Source organism: Clostridium sp. Marseille-Q2269 (assembly GCF_943736985.1).
Taxonomy (GTDB): Bacteria; Bacillota; Clostridia; order Clostridiales; family Clostridiaceae; genus Clostridium_F.
In genome coordinates this window covers 1-19,592 of sequence record NZ_CALSFS010000013.1, presented here as the reverse complement: position 1 = coordinate 19,592, position 19,592 = coordinate 1, and the positions used below count along the sequence as shown (strand labels likewise).

39 protein-coding genes and 1 tRNA gene are annotated in these 19,592 nt (G+C 28.9%); 4 read left to right on the top strand and 36 right to left on the bottom strand.

Annotation, left to right across the window (positions count from 1 at the left end):
- Positions 1–14: 14 nt before the first annotated feature.
- Positions 15–305, bottom strand: coding sequence for a phage tail assembly chaperone G (gene gpG / locus NGI68_RS13375; protein WP_251861971.1), 291 nt, complete (start codon positions 303–305; stop codon positions 15–17).
- Positions 306–434: 129 nt separating this feature from the next.
- Positions 435–1,031, bottom strand: a complete 597-nt coding sequence (locus NGI68_RS13370; protein WP_251861970.1) for a major tail protein — start codon at positions 1,029–1,031, stop codon at positions 435–437.
- A gap of 92 nt (positions 1,032–1,123) precedes the next feature.
- Here NGI68_RS13370 and NGI68_RS13365 point away from each other — a divergent pair, with 92 nt between their 5' ends.
- Entirely contained in the window at positions 1,124–1,339 is a 216-nt protein-coding gene (locus NGI68_RS13365) for a hypothetical protein (protein WP_251861969.1), read from the top strand.
- A 20-nt stretch (positions 1,340–1,359) separates the two neighbouring features.
- Here NGI68_RS13365 and NGI68_RS13360 read toward each other — a convergent pair whose 3' ends face one another.
- The 27 genes from NGI68_RS13360 to NGI68_RS13230 form a co-directional block, all read right to left on the bottom strand.
- On the bottom strand, positions 1,360–1,506 hold the full coding sequence (locus tag NGI68_RS13360) for a hypothetical protein (protein ID WP_251861968.1): 147 nt from the start codon (positions 1,504–1,506) through the stop codon (positions 1,360–1,362).
- Between the two features lie 16 nt (positions 1,507–1,522).
- Complete coding sequence (locus tag NGI68_RS13355) at positions 1,523–1,861, bottom strand: hypothetical protein (RefSeq protein WP_251861967.1); 339 nt, start codon at positions 1,859–1,861, stop codon at positions 1,523–1,525.
- Between the two features lie 14 nt (positions 1,862–1,875).
- Positions 1,876–2,316, bottom strand: a complete 441-nt coding sequence (locus NGI68_RS13350) for an HK97-gp10 family putative phage morphogenesis protein (protein WP_251861966.1) — start codon at positions 2,314–2,316, stop codon at positions 1,876–1,878.
- Position 2,317: 1 nt separating this feature from the next.
- Positions 2,318–2,659 carry a phage head closure protein gene (locus tag NGI68_RS13345; RefSeq protein ID WP_251861965.1) on the bottom strand — a complete coding sequence of 114 codons (342 nt, stop codon included), beginning with the start codon at positions 2,657–2,659 and terminating at the stop codon, positions 2,318–2,320.
- 23 nt (positions 2,660–2,682) lie between these two features.
- Positions 2,683–2,958 (bottom strand): head-tail connector protein, encoded by a 276-nt coding sequence (locus NGI68_RS13340; protein ID WP_251861964.1) that lies wholly within the window; start codon positions 2,956–2,958, stop codon positions 2,683–2,685.
- 45 nt (positions 2,959–3,003) lie between these two features.
- Entirely contained in the window at positions 3,004–4,227 is a 1,224-nt protein-coding gene (locus NGI68_RS13335) for a phage major capsid protein (protein WP_251861963.1), read from the bottom strand.
- Positions 4,220–4,942, bottom strand: a complete 723-nt coding sequence (locus NGI68_RS13330) for a head maturation protease, ClpP-related (RefSeq protein ID WP_251861962.1) — start codon at positions 4,940–4,942, stop codon at positions 4,220–4,222. The genes NGI68_RS13335 and NGI68_RS13330 overlap by 8 nt, the downstream gene beginning before the upstream one ends.
- A 3-nt stretch (positions 4,943–4,945) precedes the next feature.
- Positions 4,946–6,097 (bottom strand): phage portal protein, encoded by a 1,152-nt coding sequence (locus NGI68_RS13325; protein ID WP_251861961.1) that lies wholly within the window; start codon positions 6,095–6,097, stop codon positions 4,946–4,948.
- Positions 6,098–6,114: 17 nt separating this feature from the next.
- Positions 6,115–7,779 carry a terminase large subunit gene (locus tag NGI68_RS13320; RefSeq protein WP_251861960.1) on the bottom strand — a complete coding sequence of 555 codons (1,665 nt, stop codon included), beginning with the start codon at positions 7,777–7,779 and terminating at the stop codon, positions 6,115–6,117.
- A complete protein-coding gene (locus NGI68_RS13315; protein WP_251861959.1) occupies positions 7,776–8,147 on the bottom strand; it encodes a hypothetical protein in 372 nt (123 codons plus the stop codon). The genes NGI68_RS13320 and NGI68_RS13315 overlap by 4 nt, the downstream gene beginning before the upstream one ends.
- A gap of 83 nt (positions 8,148–8,230) precedes the next feature.
- On the bottom strand, positions 8,231–8,545 hold the full coding sequence (locus tag NGI68_RS13310; protein ID WP_251861958.1) for an HNH endonuclease: 315 nt from the start codon (positions 8,543–8,545) through the stop codon (positions 8,231–8,233).
- On the bottom strand, positions 8,526–8,723 hold the full coding sequence (locus tag NGI68_RS13305) for a hypothetical protein (RefSeq protein WP_251861957.1): 198 nt from the start codon (positions 8,721–8,723) through the stop codon (positions 8,526–8,528). The genes NGI68_RS13310 and NGI68_RS13305 overlap by 20 nt, the downstream gene beginning before the upstream one ends.
- A gap of 196 nt (positions 8,724–8,919) precedes the next feature.
- Positions 8,920–9,525 carry a tyrosine-type recombinase/integrase gene (locus NGI68_RS13300; RefSeq protein ID WP_251861956.1) on the bottom strand — a complete coding sequence of 202 codons (606 nt, stop codon included), beginning with the start codon at positions 9,523–9,525 and terminating at the stop codon, positions 8,920–8,922.
- On the bottom strand, positions 9,526–9,738 hold the full coding sequence (locus tag NGI68_RS13295) for a hypothetical protein (protein ID WP_251862042.1): 213 nt from the start codon (positions 9,736–9,738) through the stop codon (positions 9,526–9,528). It lies immediately after the preceding gene.
- Positions 9,739–9,928: 190 nt separating this feature from the next.
- The gene (locus NGI68_RS13290) at positions 9,929–10,357 is read right to left on the bottom strand and encodes an RNA polymerase sigma factor sigma-70 region 4 domain-containing protein (protein WP_251861955.1); all 429 of its coding nucleotides are present in this window, start codon (positions 10,355–10,357) and stop codon (positions 9,929–9,931) included.
- 156 nt (positions 10,358–10,513) lie between these two features.
- Positions 10,514–10,657, bottom strand: a complete 144-nt coding sequence (locus tag NGI68_RS13285) for a hypothetical protein (protein WP_251861954.1) — start codon at positions 10,655–10,657, stop codon at positions 10,514–10,516.
- A 12-nt stretch (positions 10,658–10,669) separates the two neighbouring features.
- The gene (locus NGI68_RS13280) at positions 10,670–10,807 is read right to left on the bottom strand and encodes a hypothetical protein (protein WP_251861953.1); all 138 of its coding nucleotides are present in this window, start codon (positions 10,805–10,807) and stop codon (positions 10,670–10,672) included.
- Between the two features lie 99 nt (positions 10,808–10,906).
- Positions 10,907–11,137, bottom strand: coding sequence for a hypothetical protein (locus NGI68_RS13275; protein ID WP_251861952.1), 231 nt, complete (start codon positions 11,135–11,137; stop codon positions 10,907–10,909).
- Positions 11,138–11,142: 5 nt separating this feature from the next.
- Entirely contained in the window at positions 11,143–11,484 is a 342-nt protein-coding gene (locus NGI68_RS13270) for a hypothetical protein (RefSeq protein WP_251861951.1), read from the bottom strand.
- A gap of 43 nt (positions 11,485–11,527) precedes the next feature.
- Positions 11,528–11,950 carry a phage N-6-adenine-methyltransferase gene (locus NGI68_RS13265; RefSeq protein ID WP_251861950.1) on the bottom strand — a complete coding sequence of 141 codons (423 nt, stop codon included), beginning with the start codon at positions 11,948–11,950 and terminating at the stop codon, positions 11,528–11,530.
- Positions 11,951–12,003: 53 nt separating this feature from the next.
- Entirely contained in the window at positions 12,004–12,177 is a 174-nt protein-coding gene (locus NGI68_RS13260; protein ID WP_251861949.1) for a hypothetical protein, read from the bottom strand.
- Positions 12,178–12,265: 88 nt separating this feature from the next.
- Positions 12,266–12,985: a hypothetical protein gene (locus NGI68_RS13255; protein WP_251861948.1), complete on the bottom strand. Its 720-nt coding sequence runs from the start codon at positions 12,983–12,985 to the stop codon at positions 12,266–12,268.
- Positions 12,986–13,022: 37 nt separating this feature from the next.
- Positions 13,023–13,316 (bottom strand): nucleoside triphosphate pyrophosphohydrolase family protein, encoded by a 294-nt coding sequence (locus NGI68_RS13250; protein WP_251861947.1) that lies wholly within the window; start codon positions 13,314–13,316, stop codon positions 13,023–13,025.
- A complete protein-coding gene (locus NGI68_RS13245) occupies positions 13,310–13,858 on the bottom strand; it encodes a replicative helicase loader/inhibitor (protein ID WP_251861946.1) in 549 nt (182 codons plus the stop codon). The genes NGI68_RS13250 and NGI68_RS13245 overlap by 7 nt, the downstream gene beginning before the upstream one ends.
- Positions 13,859–14,692 carry a phage replisome organizer N-terminal domain-containing protein gene (locus tag NGI68_RS13240; RefSeq protein ID WP_251861945.1) on the bottom strand — a complete coding sequence of 278 codons (834 nt, stop codon included), beginning with the start codon at positions 14,690–14,692 and terminating at the stop codon, positions 13,859–13,861.
- A 112-nt stretch (positions 14,693–14,804) separates the two neighbouring features.
- On the bottom strand, positions 14,805–15,026 hold the full coding sequence (locus NGI68_RS13235; protein WP_251861944.1) for a hypothetical protein: 222 nt from the start codon (positions 15,024–15,026) through the stop codon (positions 14,805–14,807).
- Positions 15,027–15,041: 15 nt separating this feature from the next.
- Positions 15,042–15,206 carry a hypothetical protein gene (locus tag NGI68_RS13230; protein ID WP_251861943.1) on the bottom strand — a complete coding sequence of 55 codons (165 nt, stop codon included), beginning with the start codon at positions 15,204–15,206 and terminating at the stop codon, positions 15,042–15,044.
- A gap of 176 nt (positions 15,207–15,382) precedes the next feature.
- Here NGI68_RS13230 and NGI68_RS13225 point away from each other — a divergent pair, with 176 nt between their 5' ends.
- Positions 15,383–15,730, top strand: a complete 348-nt coding sequence (locus tag NGI68_RS13225) for a hypothetical protein (protein ID WP_251861942.1) — start codon at positions 15,383–15,385, stop codon at positions 15,728–15,730.
- On the opposite strand, the gene NGI68_RS13220 is transcribed toward NGI68_RS13225, so the two are convergent.
- Genes NGI68_RS13220 through NGI68_RS13195 form a run of 6 tightly spaced genes read right to left on the bottom strand, consistent with a single transcriptional unit; the run spans position 15,704 to position 17,624 of the window.
- Positions 15,704–15,853, bottom strand: coding sequence for a hypothetical protein (locus NGI68_RS13220; RefSeq protein WP_251861941.1), 150 nt, complete (start codon positions 15,851–15,853; stop codon positions 15,704–15,706). The two genes, NGI68_RS13225 and NGI68_RS13220, sit on opposite strands and share 27 nt — an antisense overlap.
- Before the next feature lie 16 nt (positions 15,854–15,869).
- Positions 15,870–16,106: a hypothetical protein gene (locus tag NGI68_RS13215; RefSeq protein WP_251861940.1), complete on the bottom strand. Its 237-nt coding sequence runs from the start codon at positions 16,104–16,106 to the stop codon at positions 15,870–15,872.
- 11 nt (positions 16,107–16,117) lie between these two features.
- The gene (locus tag NGI68_RS13210; protein ID WP_251861939.1) at positions 16,118–16,285 is read right to left on the bottom strand and encodes a hypothetical protein; all 168 of its coding nucleotides are present in this window, start codon (positions 16,283–16,285) and stop codon (positions 16,118–16,120) included.
- A gap of 26 nt (positions 16,286–16,311) precedes the next feature.
- Positions 16,312–17,106, bottom strand: a complete 795-nt coding sequence (locus NGI68_RS13205; protein ID WP_251861938.1) for a BRO family protein — start codon at positions 17,104–17,106, stop codon at positions 16,312–16,314.
- Between the two features lie 15 nt (positions 17,107–17,121).
- Positions 17,122–17,376 carry a DNA-binding protein gene (locus tag NGI68_RS13200; protein WP_251861937.1) on the bottom strand — a complete coding sequence of 85 codons (255 nt, stop codon included), beginning with the start codon at positions 17,374–17,376 and terminating at the stop codon, positions 17,122–17,124.
- 11 nt (positions 17,377–17,387) lie between these two features.
- A complete protein-coding gene (locus tag NGI68_RS13195; RefSeq protein ID WP_251861936.1) occupies positions 17,388–17,624 on the bottom strand; it encodes a helix-turn-helix domain-containing protein in 237 nt (78 codons plus the stop codon).
- A 234-nt stretch (positions 17,625–17,858) separates the two neighbouring features.
- Between NGI68_RS13195 and NGI68_RS13190 the strand changes: the two genes are divergently transcribed.
- Both NGI68_RS13190 and NGI68_RS13185 read left to right on the top strand, forming a co-directional pair.
- The gene (locus NGI68_RS13190) at positions 17,859–18,182 is read left to right on the top strand and encodes a helix-turn-helix domain-containing protein (RefSeq protein ID WP_251861935.1); all 324 of its coding nucleotides are present in this window, start codon (positions 17,859–17,861) and stop codon (positions 18,180–18,182) included.
- Positions 18,183–18,248: 66 nt separating this feature from the next.
- Positions 18,249–19,349: a tyrosine-type recombinase/integrase gene (locus tag NGI68_RS13185; RefSeq protein ID WP_251861934.1), complete on the top strand. Its 1,101-nt coding sequence runs from the start codon at positions 18,249–18,251 to the stop codon at positions 19,347–19,349.
- Between the two features lie 126 nt (positions 19,350–19,475).
- On the opposite strand, the gene NGI68_RS13180 is transcribed toward NGI68_RS13185, so the two are convergent.
- Positions 19,476–19,551 (bottom strand) — tRNA-Trp (locus NGI68_RS13180).
- Positions 19,552–19,592 lie beyond the last annotated feature (41 nt).

Genomic DNA, 19,592 nt, shown 5'->3' with positions numbered 1-19,592 from the left:
GGAATATGAGGGTGCTATTTTTTTGCTAGTTGTTCAAATTTCTTTTTTGTTTTTTTATTAATTTCATCAGTAATTTTTCTAAAAGTTAAAATTATGTCTGAATACTCAAATTCATCTAATAAATCATCTGTAGTGAATTCATTATCAAATACATTAACTATAAATTGACATAATAAATCTAAATCACTTGCTTTAAAATTTTCTCCCACTTCCTCTAAGTGTTGTTGTATTTCTAATAAATTTCTTGTTATTCTACCTTTAAATTTAGTCTGCTCATAAGTTTTCTCACATATAATTATTTTCATATAATCTAACCTTCTCTCTATTATTTGTTTTCTTTTAAAAATTCTTATTCTTATAAATTCTTAGGAGCAATATTTATTTTTTCCTAAATTCTAATACAAAAGGTGTACCATATTAAGTACACCCATATATTATGCTACTTTTGCTACTGGTTCTTGAACTTTACTAAACCAAGCTTTTATAGCTGCCATTGCATCAGTTTCTCCTTCCATCAATTCGGTTTCATTTACAACTATTTTATAATTATCATCTTTTTCCCTACCTCGACCTAGAAGCTTAATTTTAACTTTAGCACCCTTCGGCTTTTCTGCTAATGTTTCTAATTCTGTTTCAAGTCCTCCATCTACTCCAACAACATAAAACCAATAGAACTCATATTTATTTGTATCTCCTATTTTGGATCTAAAACCTAGTGCTTTATCTTTTGCTGTATCTTGTGTATTACCTACTAAAAAACCATTTTCATATTTTTGGCCATATAAGCTTGCAATTTTTTGGCATAACAATTTATCTACTTCAAGGTCTATAGATACACCTTCAAAACTTCTTATAGCTCCCTCAGGGCTATCATCAGAATATAAGGTTTGGCTATTAAATTTTTCTTGTATTTTAGCACTAACAGCTCTAGCTAATAATTCTGGTTTACCAGTTGTATATTCTTCTTTTGTATTTGTAGTTACATCAGCTGTATATAAATCTCTTAAACCTACATTTCTATTTATTGCCATAATTTATCATTTCCTTTCTTAATTTTTAGTACATCCAATTAAAGGATTTTGTAATTATTTGTAGAAATAATATTTAAAGGGAGGTGATACTTGTGCTAACTAATTGTCCATTTTGTGGTGCATTAACTTATGGAGAAATACCGCCTACATCAGGGAGCTCTTTTGTATTAACAACTGTAGACACCACTATCAATCCCCCAACGTTTAATCCAGGATCTGGCTTAGCAGTTAAACTTATGGGATGTTGTACATGCAAAAAAGTTCAAATGGAATGTCCCTCATTACAGGTCGACAATTCTACTAAATAAGACATATACTGCTCTTGAGCTTACATTTCTTGAGCAGTATTATTCTTTTTAAAAACTATAACTTTATTATTATCTATTTTCAGATCTAGATCATTATTTAAATCTATTACTATAACTCCATTTTCTATCATTGAAGCTTGTATCTTTCTTTTTTTGCTGACTACCATTATATCGGCTCCTTCTTTATATATTTTCTATTATTAAAAACCTTTGTGGTATATGCCATAGTTTTGTATCCATTTCAAACTTATCTTGTCCATTTTGAAATCTAAATCCACTATTCTTTAATTTTTCTTTTACTTCTTTCTTTAACTTTTGGGCTTCCTGTCCATCTCTTGTCCAGATATCAACTTGTATTAAATGTTCTATACTTGTTGGTACATCATCTTGATAATCTGTTTCCTCTGTATCTATTTCCAAAAAAGTTATATGAGCTTTATTTAATTCCTTATCATACCAACCGTAAATAACAGGTACATTCGATTCACTTAAAATACTTGTAATTAATTCTTGTATATCCATTTATCACTCCATACCTAATCATTTAATTTTTTTATTAGTTGTTCATAGTATTTTTTAAATATCTCATCCCATTTCTTTCTTTGACCTTTGAAAGCTTTTTGAAAGGGTTTGTTTGGTGGATATTTGCTATTTCCATAGTCAAATTCATCAAATCTACTATAAAACCATGAATTATTACTTTTACCATCATCTACTTGTACATACCCTATAACCTTTCCATCTTTTTTTCCTACTTTGGTTTTTATAACATCTTTATAATGTATCCCTGTTCTACTTCCCTTTCTGCCACTTTTCATTACATCTGTGGATACTCTAGCAGTGCTTTCTACAATTGGTTTTGCATTATCTATACATTCTTTTATAGCTTTTCTATCTGTTGCTTCTAACTCTCTGCCAGTAGCTAATTCTTCAGCCTGTTTTATTAGTTCATCTAATCCATTAACTCCTATATGCATATTAATTCACCCTTAAAACTTGCAAAACAATTTCTGTTCTACTGCCATTCATAGAGTCTACAAATTTTATTTCATATATTTTTTTATTCCATATTAACCTATATTCTTTTAAGTCATCACCTATTAATTCTTTTAATTTTCTACACATTCTACACTTAAATTTAATACTATTCTCCAACTTCACTTGAAGTGCTGCATATTTTTCAGTATTAAATAAATCTAGTAACTCAGCCCAACATTCATAATGTCCATGCCAAGTTTCCTTTTTAAATCCTTTAACGTATTCTACAATACGTTTTTCTATAATTATTCTTTTATCTAATTTTTGTATATTAATAGCCATATTGTCTCCTCTTAATTATTTAATTAAGTGACCTCAGTATAATCTTTAGATAACGTCATATGGTCTCTAATACTTTCGTATGATTTTCTATATCGTTCCGCTTCCTTAATATCTGTACTAAACTCAGCCTTGCAGAATGTTTTTATTGCTCTTAATATTAATGGATCTGTTTCATTAATTTTATTTTTATCTACACCACATAGTTCTAAATCAGCTTTAGCTGCTTCTATGGTTTCTCCTATATCTCCATCAAACTCATCATCATCAAACCTTAGTACTAATTTTATTTTTTCAAGCAATTTGGCACCTCCATCATAAGAGTAAAAGGGAAGAAATTACTCCCCTTATTCTGATGCCTTTACTGTTGACTTTTTAGTTATAACTACTAAAGAGTTTTTATCCACTACTTTACCATCGACTAACATTATAGCTTTAGTAACCATATCATCAGTATCATTATCTTCATATCTTTTAATAGTCATATTTAAATTACTATTAAGCACATAATCAGTTGGATTAAATAAGAAAGCAACTACTGTATCTTCTGTTACTGTAGTTGCGTAGCTTTTCATATAATCATTTAATATAACTTTTCTTCCGAGTAAAGTTCTATCTGCATTACCATTTATACCATAGTTAACTCTTGCAATAGGCTGTCCATTTGAATCAGTCATAGACATAAATTCCATGAATGTTTTTTTAGTCATAAACCATACTGCACCATTTTCATAAGCTAATGGCAATGCTGCCTCTGCACTTGTTAATGTTTTATATTCTAATCCTTTATCAGCCTCAATATTTACGTTTTGGTCATTTGAAACTGTTTCAAGCAATATACCTTTTGGTTGACCATTTCCTGTACCACTTATAATTGATAGTTCTAAAGCCTTTGTCATAGCCTCAACTACATTATTTATAAAGGTAGTTTCAAAGAAAGGTAGTGCCATAGTGTCTACTTCTAGGCTTGATGAAATAGCACATCTTAGTTTATTATATCCAAATGAAATATAACTTGTTGATTTCCCTTGTTTGTTACTTCCACTTCCTTCACTTACCCATGTAGCAGTTGGTTTTACAGTTGAAGTTGGTATTTTAACTCCACCTTTATAAGCAGTTCTAGTTATTAAAGGAAGGATCATGCCCGTTGCTTCCATTTTTTCTACTATTTTAGATAAAACAGTTTCTGGAATAAATTCTCCTACATCTGTAGTTTTTGTAGTTGAATTTTTAAATTCTCTTGGAATATCTGCACCCTTAACAACATAATTCATAAACGCTTTTCTATATTCAATAGAATTAGTATAATTACTATCCAATTCATTGGATGTGCTATCAACTACAACTCCACCAGCTATATCAACGCCCTTTGAACTTATATTTGTAAACTTAGAATTATCTTTAAGTGAATTTAAGTTTGCTTGTAATTTAGCTGAATTTTCAAAATCATTATCAAGTTTTTCCACTTCTAATTTTGTAGTATTAAATTCTTCAAACTTACCTTCGTCTATTAACTTTTGTCCCTTTTCTATTAATGCATTCCTTTGTTTAATATACTGTTCTTTATTCATAATCTTTTATTCCTCCTAATTTTAGTAAGTTTATTTGTGCTTGTGCCTTTTGTTGAATAAAAAAATCAACCATGCTTTCTCTTGATGGTTGATTGAGATTTTCTAATTTATTTAATAATTCTTTTGGTATAGTTGAATAAGAATTATAAAAAACCTTTTTATTGAAATTGCTTAATCCTTTAAATTGATCTGAGCTTTCCATAAACATTATCTCATCAATTAACCCCAGATCTTTTGCTTTTTCAGCAGTTAACCAAGTTTCATTATTCATTAATTGAAGTGCCTGCTCTTTACTCATTCCGCTTTTATCTATATAAGCATTTGCAATAGTTTCATTTGCATTTTTTAATATACCTGACATATGATCCATTGCCCTGTAATCTCCACAAGCTGAACTCGATACATTATGTACCATTAATTGCCCCGTTGGTGACATGGAACTTTTTCCTGCCATAGAAATAACACTTGCTGCACTTGCTGCTAATCCTACAATTTGAATATTAACTTCACCTTGATAACTTCTTAATTCTGTATAAATTTCTGATGCTGCTGCAACTGATCCTCCTGGGCTATTAACCTTTAATGTTACTGGCTGTCCATTAGCTTCTTTAAGTTTTGATATTACATTTTTAGGACTTGTATAACTCCATCCAATCCAATCATAAATCCATTTATTATCATCTTCGATAATGTCACCTTTAATTTCAATATCCACTTATTACTCACCTCCCTTCACAACCGTAGTATCTAATCTTCTAATAGGCTTATCTCCATTTTCAGTAGGTTCAAGTCCAAGAACTTCTCTCCATTCATTAGGTGTTAATGCCCCCCTATCCACCATTTGTACTAACTGCATCTTAGTACTCATTGATGCATATTGAAGATTATTAGCTGAAAATATTATTTTATTTCCAAATCCTCTTTCCCTTCTTGAAAATAATTTTCTTGTATACTCATTTGAAAATTGCATAGCTAAAGGTTCGATTTCGCTTTCATAATAGGAATTCCATTCATCTTCATTGTATTTGCTTTGTACTATCTTTTCATTTGTATTAAAAAATGAATATAACCTTCCTATAGTTCTATCCATTTGAGCAGCATTGGGAACATAATCTTTAGGTTCTACTTGCTTAGCATCAGATTTTGCATCCGTTGCTGCAGCTCCTCCAGAATTTTCTATTGATAAAAAATTCTTAGTGAAATCATCTGTTTGTTTTTTCATGTCTTCAGGTCTTAAGCTTTGATTAAACTTCAGTAACCATTTTACAATTCCACTATTTTTGATAGCTTTAACAATTCCTTGATCTGTAGTTGTTACTATTTCCATGAGCTGATTTAATGCTTTTGCTGGGCTTTCCCCAAAAATATCATTATTATTAATATCTTGTCTTAAATGGATAACGTCTTTATATGGGTAAGTACAAGTTTTCCCATTAATCAATGTACATTTTAGATATAATGAACCTTCTTTATCATATAAGGCCTCAACTCCTAATGCTGGTATAGGATATAGTTCCGTTGGATATCCTAGATCATCTCTATTTATATATATAAAAGCATTATTATTTAATTGTAATTGAGTTGCTACTTTTTCTTGTAGTATTTGCCCTGTCATATAAGGGTTTGGTTCTTCAAGTAAAAATCTCATATATGTTTCTGGGTTAATTGAAAATCCATCTTGATTATTATTTCTAATATGTTTTGGAACCAGTTTCCCTATAGCCTTTGATTTAGGTCTTATACAGGATCTTATAATATCACTTTGATATAAATTTCCATTCCATGAATAAAATCCATTGCCCTTATCTGCTATCATTTCAAATCTAACCACTGATGGACTTCTGTTTAAGAATTTATTTAATATACTCATTATTTTTCACCCCCTTATTAAATCATTATTTCATACTCACTCATTTTATCCTTTAGAACAACATACCCAATAATAAGTGCTACACATCCATCAATACGCTTTCTATTATCTACACCCTTAATAGGTTGTATATTATTATTTATATCTGTCTTGATTTCAGTGTTACTTAAACACCATTTATCTATAGGATTATTATTATAAATTACTTTATGTGCTTCTAGATCCGCTTTAAGTTCTTTCATAGGTGCTGATAAAGTAAAAACACCTTGTCTTACTTTAATCATTGCATCTTTACCGAATTCATCTTGATAAGCTTGAAGTAAACTATCATCTACATGCCATGGATCATATCCAATCCAAGGAATATAAATATCAAACTTATCTCTTATTTCTTTAAACCATTCCAGCATGTCAAATTTATTAACTTTATTTCCTGGACATACTCTTATTAAACCTTGTTTTTCCCAAAGTTTATAAGGAACATTATCATCTTCTTTATTATCCTCTTTTTTATTTAGCTTTTCTTCAGGGATAAAGTACATTGATAATACGTAAATATTATTATCATTAGGTCTCATACATAAAACTTTAGCTGATGCTAAGTCAGTAGTTTCAGCTAAGTCAAAACATCCTATACCATATTTAAATCCCATATCCTTAATATTAAATATAGTTTCGTTATTAAGCTCGTCCCATCTAAGCCAACATGTAGATGAATTTTCTTTCATATTGAAATCTTTAACTAATACAGTAGCTTTAAATGCTGGATCTGATTTAGCTTTCTTTACACAATCTCTTAAAAACTCTATTTTTTTAATAGGGCCTAATCCTGGATTTGCTTTTATCCAACATTCTTCTTTGTCCCATTCTTCTTTATCATCTAGTTCATAAATAAATGGTAAGAATCTATCATCTTCTGTTTTTCCATCTAAAACTTTACAAGCATACTCATATTGGGAATCAAATATAGAACCCCTTACAAAGCCATTAGTAGTAATACAATTTAATAAAGGTTGTCTTCTTGATGACATTGATTGTTTCATTAAATCATAGATATCTCGATTTTTAATAGCTGCTAATTCATCTATAGTAACCATATGGCTATTTAAACCATCAAGTCCATTGCTGTTACTAGCTAAAGCTTGAAGCGTCCCATAATTCGCATGAAAATAAATATCTGATTTTCTTTTCTTTAGATGCCTACCTAAATCTTTTGATTGTTGAGCCATCTTATAGCACTCATTAAATCCCTTTTTAGCCTGCTCTAGCTTTGTTGCTATGTTATATACTTCTGGTGAACCTTCTCCATCACCAATTAACATATATAATTCATCTGCTGCCAATTCAGTGGTTTTACCATTTTTACGACCTCTAATATCTAATACTTCTTGATATTGCCTAAACCCTGTATCTTTATGGACAAACCCAAATACCGCTTGATGTTTAGCCTTTTGAAATAATTCTAACTTTAAAGCCCCACCAAGTTCTCCTTGTGCTTGTTTACAAAATGTTTCAATAAACTCTATAGGTCTGTTCCCTGCTTCTTCATCAAAAATCCAAGGATAATACTTTTCTTCATTATGCAGTTTATCAACTAACATAGAATAAACTTGCTTAATCCTTTTACAAGCAACTATTTCATCTGACATAATTTTGTTATAGTATTCCTCTATATATGTCATTTCTTAATCTTCCCTTTCTTGATGAACTCCATTAATGCGTCCGTTTCCTCTTTTTTCACTTCAACTGGTAATAGATCAATTAATTGTTTCATAGCATTGGTATATATTTTCATGAGACTTGTATAAATCTTGAAGTTTGGTCGTTCTCTATCAAAACATTGGTCACCCTGCTCAAACAACTCTGTTAATCCATTTTTAATTAAATCACTTTTTACTTCTTCAAGTGAAATCTTCATAAAGGAAGCTTGATTTATAAGACCTTCTAAAACCTTAACTTTATCTTTTGGAAAATCCTTATATAATTTTTTAATTCTGTTTACTTCTTGTTTAATTTTCTTTTCTCTTTCTAATTGTTCGGAAATACTCAAAAATATACCCCCCTTCATTTTGGAAAATTAATGCGGAGGAAAATTGTTGTTGCACATCGAACCCTTCAAAGATAATATAAATATTATTTTATGGGGGGACTTGGAACAAATTCTCCTTTACTGTTAAACGCAAAACCTTTCCTTATACTGGAATTTTTTTCTCTGCCAAAGTTATGTTCTTTGTTATGACACTCTAAACATAGATACTCTAAGTTATTATGATTAAGTGTTACATCTGGATTGTTTATATTGCTTTTAGTTATCATCATCTTGTGATGTACTATATATCCTGGTCGGCCACACCTTTCACATAGACCATATACAGATTTAATATAACTGTTTCTGCATTTCTTCCATGCTGTGCTTTTATAAAAAGCTTTAGCAAACTCTTTCGCCACTATTTTTCTCCATCTTAATTTCCATCTTAATAAATCCGTTATTAATAAGTTTCATTGCATACCTGTTCTCATCATATTCAATACTTCTTATCTCACTTGAATTTAGTATGACAGACCCTTCAAATATACTTCCCTGACCATTTTTAAAAGCAACCTTTATGTTCTTATCTTTACTCAATTAAAACACCTCTTTTTATACGTATATTATATTGTTTTTTTATTTAATCGTTCGGATTTTTCTGTTTGAATGTTTAATTATATAGGTGAATAGCATATTCATTTTAAAAATTAGCTTCTAATATATGCACTTAATTTAGTACCTTCAATGTTTACTATGTAATTTTTTAAACATTGAATAATAAAAAAATAAAATATCATCTCACATACTCACCTAATGATTTTGAGTATTGATGATATTTTTCTTTATCAAGTCCTATATATCTTTTAGTTTCTTCTATGCTCCTATGTCCTAATAACTCTTTAACTGCAACTATATCTCTATTACTTTCTATATAAATTTTATACGAATAAGTCTTACGCATACTATGTGCTGTTATGTCATGTAAGCCAAAATATTCTCCTGCCTCTTTTAATGTATTACTTACCGCCTGTACTCCTATATGTTGATTAATACCTTTTCTAGATTGAAATATATATTCATAGTCTTTCTTATTTGCAATCCAGTTCTTTAATATCTTAGCTACTTTAGGAAGTAACTCAACAGTTCTAGGTTTTCTATTTCTTTCTTTTATGTTTTTGCAATTCATCTTCTTTCCTTCATAAATTGTAAATTCATTTCTCTTTAAAGCTTCTTTAATATCTCTAACCTTTAATTTAACTAAGTCACCTGCTCTATACCCTGTTGTGATTCCCAGTATAAATAATACATAATCTCTTTGATTTTTATATTTGAGATAGTCTTGTATATCTAATACTTTGGTTGTACTAGTAATTGGTTTAGCAGGCCTTTTTATCCCCAACTATCTCACCTGCCTTATTGTTCCTTTTATCTTTTTATAACTACTATGTCCCATACACTCTTTTAAGTTATCTGCTATATTTTCTTTCTTAACTTTTTTACTAGAACAGTAAGGACATACTAAGTATCCTTTTGCATTTTGTAATTCTTCTGTTAATAAAACAAATTCTTTCTTACAACAAATACACATGTAACTTGTATACATACTTAGCATATCCTCACATCCTTTCATAAATAAAAACACCTAAGGTTAATTCCTTAAGTGTTTTTTTAGTATATAGACATAATATATTATATTTGTTTTTTATTTTTGCAGTTACCTTATTGCACGATAAGCCCTGCTTTTTCTACACTATCATTATATCACATTTATGAATTAATAAAGTACACAAAAAGTACACTCTTTATATTCTGGAGCTTATTTGTCTTGCATAACTTTCACTTATATTTAGTTTACTTGCTATAGAATGGATAGTATATCCTTTGACCAACTTTAAATAAGCTACCTCATATTCGATCCCTTCTAATTTTTTCAACTTTTTATCTATATTATTTTTAGTTTCATAAAGTCCTTCCAAAATATTATGTTGTAAAAAAATCATATTTTTAAGTTTTTCACATTCATTCATTAGTTTCCCATAATCTTCTACATGCATTTCCCCTTTGCTTCCATGGATACAATCAGCATCTAAATAACTTGTACTATTAGGGAACCCTTTTGGACCTTGTTTTAATAAAAATCTCTCTATTAATCTTAAATTATTTTCACAATTCTGCTTTATGTTTTCATTTATTTTAATCAATTCTAATAAATTATTATAGGTTTCTTTCACCCTTATTCCTCCTCTTTATGCCACAAACATCGCTCTCACTACAATGTTTACAATTGTAGTGGCACATACTGCATTGATTCTTATGCGCTTTTATAACTGCCATTAGTATAGTTAAACTAATTATATCTATGCTCCATAAAATAACCTTTAGCACCTTTATACCCTCCTAACCATATACAAATATCCATTCATATTTTCTATAATATAATCCCTTTCGTAATGCTTAGTAAGTCTAATCCTATGTTTAAAATCTTTACATGGTAATATAAGTATCTTTGTTTTTCCTTTCATTTTAGCCATAGTTATACTCCTTTATTTTTCTGTATTCACTTCTTTATTTCCATTCTTATTTAAAGATCTCTTATTTTCTTTTTTATCATCTATATACTTAATTAAGTTAAATATATTAAGTTGATCCCCAAAATTAATATATCCTAGTTCAATCTTCATATTTTTTTCTCCTAACCGTTATATTGTTTTATTACTCTAGTACACTATAGGTGTAGAAATACTTAGTTTAATCCCTACACCTATTTAATTTTATTTGAACTATGAATTAATTATTGTTAGTATATTTTTGTCTTTATTTTTATTTAAAATAAATTTCAGAAATTCATCTTTTATTTTACTTGGTATGCTTGGGAAAATTATAAACATTTCTGGAAGTGCTTTATATGCTTTAATTTGGTCATTATAAGCTTCTTTAAATGTTTCACATATACTGTATGTGTGTGACTTAACCTCGCCATTAAACAAATAATATTGTTGTACTAAAAACATATTTATCACCTCTTTGTGTTTGCATATTCTGTGTAAAGTCTTGCTTCTTCTTTTTCCCCACACTTTACACAAAGCCCTTTATATTCTCCTATAGAAGAACAATAGTCTTCGATTACAACATGTTCGGCTTTACATTTCTTGCAAGTTCCATAATTAGCTTTTTCTGTAGAATAAGTAACCTCAATTTCTCTAGATGCATAGAATAGCTTTTCACATTCTGGGCATTCCATTAATCCTAAATCTTCCTCGTTATTTTCATAATCCCAACTATCTACATACTCATATCCACAGAATGGACATGTAATCTCTCTTGTATATTCATGTTCTATATAATTTCCGAAGTTCATTATTATCTCTCCTTTAACTTTATAATTTATTTGAATTGTGACGCTAAAACACTACAACCATACTTGGAAATGGTGCTGAATTTTTAGCATCTCCAAATTTCAGCCTTCCTTTTATAAATCTTATTTCCTTAACCTTATTATAAATATATTCGTGAAAATACTTTGTATCTGTTCTAGCTGGTATTAACATCACCACTGTTGTATTAAGCTTTAAACTTTCCTCATAACACTTCCTAACCCAATCTTTTATAGCTCGTCCATATGGAGGATTACAAAATACTTTATGTCCTTGCCAATCCTGTTTTAGACCATCTATTTCTTTAGTAAAATATTTAGAGCACTTGGCATTTTCATGGGTAGCACATGGATCTAGATCAAAATCAAACTCTTTATTTAATTTATCAAAAAAGTTTTGAGGTGTAGCCCATAAATCCGTTTTACTACTAAACATTATTGCTGTATTCAATTTATCACTCCTTTACGTCGTAAACATTTCAGCTCCTGCAGCTGCTCTTTGAATTATGAATTATAGTCCTTAGCTAAATCTACACCGAAAATATATTCAAGATTTATTTTCTTGTTACAATTTTTACACACAGTTTCTTTTTGAGAGGGATATATTTCAATAGGTATACCACAATCTTCACAATAAATTAATGATGTTATTTGCCCTAAATTAATCTTTTCTTGCATAATCTGCCCTCCAATTTTTGAATTGTAAATTAGTTATAATACTTTCTTCAATATTCATATTTACCTCGCTTTTATTTCAGATTGCGCATTATTCTTCATATTCTATAGATGTATCTTCGCTATCTCCTTCGCTATCCAAGATTATATTTTCATAACCTTCACTTATTCTCATCATTAGTATTTCAAAGTCATTTAAATATCTTAAGCTTCTTAAATCACAACTGTTTTTATAATTGCTGGTATATTTACTATCTGCTGTTGGTTTCCATGCCTGTATACTAAATTCAAACTTTAACTCTTCATCTTCTTCACACTCAAATGTAACCATATAAGTTTTATAACTGCTCCAGCTATTACTAACTTCCTCTACTTCAAAACTTGTAGTTATATAACCACCCTCATAATCCATATCTATATTGTCTTTATCAATAGTTTCCTTACAATATTCCGTCCATTGTTTAAATATATCACTTAATTTAATTGCTCCTTTAATATCTTCACTGGTCATTAATTCTTTAAAGTTTTCTAGCATTTTTTTATTATCTAAAGCACTACTTTTTAAAACATCAACTAAAACACTATCTAACTTTGTTATATATTGTGAGTAATCATAGTTTTCTAAATATGGAATCATAACTGATTTTACTTTTTCTTCTACAACTTTTTTTACATCTCCACTCCAACTAAACATATCACTTATTGATTTTTCAATGCACTTTTCTAATTGTTCTGCAATTACTTTTTCTATAATCCCTTTTTCAATCTCCTTTGTAATACAATCCTTTATACTATTTTCTAAATTATTCATTTTTTATTCCACCTTCCTATTTTGGAATTATTTCAAATTACGAATTTTTATCCGCTATTCTTTTTAATTCCCTTTGCAATTTAAACTCTATTTGCTTTTCTATCTCATCTTCATACATGGGAAATACATATTTTAATTCTTCCAGTATTATATAAACATCTGCCATTTCTTCAATTATATTATCTACATTAAATATAGTTGGTTCTCTTTGGTATTTACTAATAGCTTGTTGTAACTCTGCTAATTCTTCCATAGCTACAAAACTTTGTTTTATTTCTGTGCTATTTTTTATTATTTTTTCACACATCTTTTTTTGATTATTATTTAGCACAATTCTTCCCCCTCAATCATTTTATTACCTATACTTCCTAACATAGTTCTAATGCTCTGTGGTAACTGTTTTTCTTCTTTTTTCCTTATTACTGTTTGTTTGTAGCTCCGCATAAAATTAGACCCTATAACAGTTTCTATACCATTAATGCCCTCTTGGCTCCAATTATGGAGTACATTGTGGCTCCCTATAGCCTGCTGTATCTTTTCTGGTAACTTATTAAACTCTTTCTCTGCATTGTAAGCGGAATTCTTTATGGCTCGTCTAACTAATCCCCACGCTTCTATCTCTGTCATTTCTGCTTGTCCACCTGTTTTTATATAATTAATAGCTTCTATAACTTCGGCCACACTTGGTGGAAATTTATTAGTTGCTATAATCTTTTTAATGGCTACTTGTACTATCTTATATTCAAAATCCTCTAACATACTTGACCATAAATTAATCATCATATCTGCATCTGTTTTCGTTAATCCTCTCGCCCATTGCGGATATGCTGCTTTAATAACACTTAATGTAACTATAGTTTCTTCTCTTGTCATTTACATACCCCTATCCATCATATTTAAAAATACGTTATTAGAATCTATATTACTAGCATTTTGTTTTATAGGGTCTTTTAATGGAAATACACCTTTCCAACTATTCATTATTGATTGTTCTAATATCTTAATTTTCATATCATCATTATTAGATAATTTACTTAAGTTTTTAAGCATTAAGTCTAATGCATTATTTGTCATTTTAGATTTTATTAAAGTTCGCATTTTTATAAATTCTAATATAGTATTTTTAAGTTCTTCATTGTTTGTATATTCATCAATTATTGTATTGTAAGTTTTCTTAGTACCTTCTTTCTTACTTCCTTTCTTTTTCGCTAACTCTGTATCTTTCTCTATATCTAACTTTTTCTCTAACTCTTTCTCTAACTCTTTCTCTAACTCTATCTCTGGTGGACGTTCGTCGGACATTTGTCCTTTTGGTAATAAGTTTTGCTTTTCAGCCTCTATTTTCTTTCTATACTCTCTTTTTCTATCTCCCTCTGAACTACTTTTACCTATGAGATTTTGTATATCTAGCATATAAATAGCTCCATTATCCAGTATTTCTATCAGTCCTAACTCCATAAATACTTTTATAGCCTTTTCTACTATAGCAATATTGTGCCCTGTTACTGTAGCAACCATCTTAGGGTTGTATGGAATATGTTCCTTAAACATTAACCTTCCTTCATTTTTAAGTGATTTTAAATATAGTTTCATTAATATATCTGAGTATAAATACCCATTATCCATACTTTGTAAAATCTTCATATCTTCCGTATCATAAAAACTTTCTTTAATTCTTATATAATAATATTTTTTATTGTCACTCAAGGTTTAAACCTCCTAACTTTGTAGAAATTCTATTCTGTATTTTAAACTTTACAAATACTTCAATTTCTTATAAACTGTATTTAGCGATTTTTTATTCAAGTTTTTTGGTGGCTTAAGCCATCTCTTTTTTTATCTCAAAATATCCTATAGTATGAAAATTTGCATTTACACGACCTCTTGTCCTTTCTTCATTTGTAAATGAAAACCATATACTACTTGATGAACTACAACAATATGGAGCAACACATCTAACCATTTCCTCATAAGATATTTCTTTTATGTTCTTTTTAAAATTTTTATTGCTATGTCCAATATTTTTAAATTTTACTATCATACTTATATTTCCTTTCTATTTGTAGACTATATTAATTAGTAATATAAATACTGGTGTTAAAGCTACTGCTATCCAACCCATCTTACTATTTTTTATCATTCTTCTTATATCTAATATCATAATTGTTGTAACTATAAGTAGGCTGTATGTTTCTGTTATTGCTTGTCCTACTTCAGTCATTTTTATCATCCCCTTTACGACTAACTAATAAAATTTCTTATAAATGACACTATTGATAGTGTCAGTGATAATATTGTAAGTATTCCTAGTGCTATTTTTTCTTTTTTATTCATCTATGTCCTCCTTTTACTGCTTGTTCCCTTTGTGGTAAAATTTTGTTGAAAGGGGGAAAATTTATGTTAGATAGAAAATCGAAACAAGTACTTAAAGCTTTAAATAAAGCTAAAAATGATATTGGTTATGTTAGCGGTTCTAAATTTTTGATGCTACATTTATCTAAAAAATTTACTCATTCCGAAGTTGATAAAATTTTATGGTATTTAGAAAGTAAAGGTTATATTGAATGTGATAATGGTGATGATACTATTTTTAATATTTTTCTTAGCTATGAAGCTCAAAACTATAAAGAATTCGAGTGGCTTCAAACTAAGGAATTTATATATAAAAGTGTTATAGTACCTATATTGGTTTCTATATCAACTTCAGGGATCATATACTTACTTACCACCTACTGCTTTAAGTAGTAATAATGTAAATACTATTGATGTAATCATACTTATAAAAATATTTATTACATAGCCCATTATTCTTTTATTTTGGGCTTCTATTTTTTTATCAAGTTCTATTTCCCATTTAGATTTATTCATATAGTCCCTCCTTTTACTATTTGTACCCTTTATTAATTTTTTTTAATTGTTGAAGATTATTATAATAATCTTGCAAATAAGCTTTTTGCTTTTCAGCATATACTACTGAAAAAATAGTTGAGCTTAATTGTAATATACTTAGAATTACCATATATATTAGAAACTTACTTAATGTTTTTTTTATTTTTTGCTCTTGAACTGGTACTTCAGGAGCATTTTTTTCGTCTTTACATTTAGAATAGTGTTTATTCATTTCTATCCCTCCTAAGCTTTAATAAAACATTTTTCTCCTAATTTATCTTTAACTAAATTTAATACATAATTAGAACTATCATAATTTAATTCATTGTAAGCCAGTGTGTTAATAATATTAATAACTGCTTGCTCAATCCTTTCATTGTCTACAATAGTGCCTCCAATCATTACGTCCATTTAATCCCTCCTAAAAACTAACTTGATTATTTATTAAATTCTTTTCCTAGTTTTGAAATTATATAAACTTGACCTTTACCAGTAACACGAGTTGTCTTATATGTGAAAGTACCTTTAGAACTCTCCTTAGTGCCTTCTACTACTTCAAAATATCCTCTATCTATTCCACACTGTTTAGGCTCTCTACTATTTTTAAATATTAAATTCCATTCTCTTAATTTGTTCCATAATCTTTTTTCACCTATTGTTATTCCTTGTTTACTAGCTAACTTTGCAACTTCTCTAACTAATAAACTATTTTGTGATGTTGCCACTCTGTTAGCAAAATTCACTAATGGTTTTTGTTCTTCTATTATTTTATTTTTCTTATCTATAGTTTTTTGTGCTATTAGAATTGCTTTAGCTAATATATCTTCTTCTGTTTCATCTTCACTATGGGGTATATATCCACCTGTTTGTCTTATCTGTGGTAATACTTCTGATGTAACCCATCTTTTAAATTTCTTAGCTGTTGGTAATTTAGAACTTAATACTAAACTGTAAAGTCCACTTTCATTAATGAATATTGAATTTTGCTTACCTCCTGGGGTGTCCATTTCGTTCATCCCTTTGTCTTCTTCATCAACATGAGTTCTTATAGCTTTCAATGGATTACTATATCCTAAGCATTCCGCTATATCTCTTCCAACAAACCAAACTTCATTTTTTATTTGTATTGTTCTTACTTCTCCAAACTCATTATTTTTAAAAATCTGTAAGTTGTCTTCCCTTTTCCCTACCATAGGTTGTCCATTTTCTATGTTTAAAATTACTTTTTGCATTTTGTTTGCCTCCTACTAAATATTTAAATTTAAAGCGTATTTTTTAAATTGTTCTAATAATGCTTTGAGTCTTTCGTTTTCTCTAATGATTTGTAAATAATCTTCTTTTGTTACATAATTACTATTTTTAAATTTATCTAATTCTTTTGGTGGTATTTTGAAATGTCCACCCTCTGTTCTTAATGCATTAATTTCTTTACCTTTACACATCTGTAAAACTTGTTGATATGATAATCCGCTTTCTTTTGCAAATTTTTGTGGGCTTAACATTTACATTCCTCCTATATGTTTACTTGTATTTCCGTCATATCTAGTAAAAAATTAAGATCTAATTTTAAAAAAGTTGCTAATTTTAATAATACTTTTACACTAGGCATATATCTTCCGTTTTCTACATCTGATACATAATTTCTTGAAATACACACTGCCTTAGATACCTCTAATTGTGTTAAGTTTAACTCTTTTCTTTTATTCCGAAGAGTTTGTCCTATAATTTCTTGTTGTTCCTTTTTATTCATCAAATTGCCTCCCTTCATGTATAATTGTATTGTATATCCGTCAAAAAGTAAAAAAGTAAAAATAAGCTTTTGAAAGCATTACAGAAAAATATACCGCATTTACTTGTTATTCCGTCTAAATGCTAAATTTTACTTGTATTTCCGTCTTTTAGTTTATTGTATTTCCGTACTTTTAATATTATAATAGTACCATAGTCGGAAATAACGACATTATGGGTTAAAAGGAGTTCAGATATGTCTATAGGTGAAAATATTAAAAAAGTAAGAAAAAGATTAGGTTTAACACAAAAAAAATTATCAGAAAAAGCCAATATTTCTCGTTCCTATCTAGCAGATGTTGAAAATGATAGATATAATCCCAGTATTGATGTCCTAAATAAGATAGCTATAGCACTAGGTATGACAGGGCAACAATTATTAAAAGATGATATTGATGAAAAGGATGATATAGATAAAATGGAAGAGGACCTTCAAATTTTATTCAATAGAATCCAAAAAATTTCTCCATCAGATAGAAAAAAGCTTCTAAAGATGATAGAAATTTTCGAAGAAGATTAGTACTAAGATAAATTATTCTCTTTAATGTGAGAATTTTATAATACAATTTTAAAAGGAGGAAGTAAATTGAAAGGAACTATAAGAAAAGAAGGTTCTTCTTGGGGATACCTTGTATACATAGGTACTGATGAGAAAGGTAAGAAAAAATATAAAAGGAAAAGAGGATTTAAAACTAAAAAAGAATGTGAAGCAGCTTTAGCAGAAATAATAACCCAAATAGAAAAAGGTACACTAATTGCTAATGATAAAATGACTATTAAAGAATATATGGATTATTGGCTTGAAACTTACCCCAAAAGTAATTGTTCACCCAGTACCTACAAGCGATATAATGAATTTAAAAAAGATATCACTAAATACTTAGGAAGATATAAATTATCTAAGTTAAATCCCATGGTTATTCAAAAGTTCTATGAAGATTTGATAACCAAAAGAAAACTTTCTAATAATACAGTTATTAAAATACATCGCATGTTTCATCTATCATTAAAACACGCCCAACAATGGCAACTTATAAATACTAATCCATGCGACTTAGTTACTCCGCCTAAAGCCACTAAAAATGAAATGAAATATTGGCAACCAGATGAAATATCTTTTTACCTAGAGCAAATAAAGGATCATAAGCTTTATGCCCCTACCTTATTAGCTGTTCACACTGGTTTAAGAGTTGGAGAACTATGTGCTTTAAAATGGAGCGATGTTGATTTTATAAATGGTACTATGATTGTTAATAAAACCTTGCAAAGAATAGATAGTAAACTAACATTAAAGGAGCCTAAAACTAAAAATTCAAATAGAATAGTAACACTTTTAGATACTACTATTATTTTTTTACAAAGCTTAAAAAAAGAAGCTTTACAACGTAAATTACAATATGGAATAGAGCTAGATTACATTCTTTGTTGGGAAGATGGTCGTCCTATAGATCCCCATTATATAAGTCAACACTTTCCTAAAATGCTGAAAGATTACAATCTACCTAAGATAAGATTTCATGATTTAAGACACACTCACGCTACTTTATTATTAAAATTAGGTACCAACCCTAAAGTCATTTCAGATAGATTAGGGCATAGTACAGTTAGTTTTACTTTAGACACTTATTCTCATGTAAACACAAAAATGCAAAAAGAAGAAGTCTCAAAAGCAGAAAATTTCTTATAAAAAAATAGTGATTCTTAAGCATATATTTTTGGAGGACAACCAAAATACAACCAAATGCTTAAAAACCACAATAATAAATGTGTGTATTTAAAAGCCAGTAACCTTTATGATTACTGGCTTTATGTATGGCAGGGGCACGAGGACTTGAACCCGGAACCAACGGTTTTGGAGACCGCTACTCTACCAATTGAGCTATACCCCTATATATCAATTATTAATATACCTAGAGTCAAAATCTTATCC